The sequence below is a fragment of the Vibrio sp. 10N.222.48.A3 genome, from assembly GCF_041475345.1.
Lineage (GTDB): Bacteria > Pseudomonadota > Gammaproteobacteria > Enterobacterales > Vibrionaceae > Vibrio > Vibrio tasmaniensis_A.
This window is the reverse complement of record NZ_JBFRVX010001600.1, coordinates 1-487: the sequence shown is the minus strand read 5'-3', so window position 1 is coordinate 487 and position 487 is coordinate 1. Positions and strand designations below refer to the sequence as shown.

The 487-nt window shown below is 44.6% G+C and carries 1 protein-coding gene; it reads right to left on the bottom strand.

What is annotated here, in order from left to right:
* A partial coding sequence (locus AB4653_RS27950; protein WP_372105888.1) for a helicase-related protein occupies positions 1–487 on the bottom strand: 487 nt, incomplete at both ends.

Here is a 487-nt window from a genome sequence, read left to right as displayed (position 1 = left end):
CCACTTGAGGAAGTTGTGGGATATCAATACCACGAGCAGCGATATCGGTCGCTACGAGTACTCGTACCTTACCGGTTTTAAAGTTCTCTAAGGCTTTAGTACGCGCGCCCTGGCTCTTGTTACCATGGATAGGAGCAGAAGTGATGTCTTGTTCTTCAAGGAAACGAGCAAGCTTATTTGCACCGTGTTTTGTTTTGCTGAACACCAACACTTGTCGCCAATCATTATCTTTGATCAGCTTAGCTAGCATTGGCGCTTTTTTCTTTTTATCTACTGGATAAATACTTTGTTCAACAGTTGGTGCTGTTGAGTTTGCAGGGCTTACCGAGATTTCAACTGGGTTATTTACTAAGCCTTTAGCCAAGCTACGAATATCATCAGAGAACGTTGCAGAGAACAGTAAGTTCTGACGCTTCTTCGGTAGGAAAGCCAAGATCTTACGGATGTCGCGGATGAAACCCATGTCTAACATGCGGTCGGCTTCATC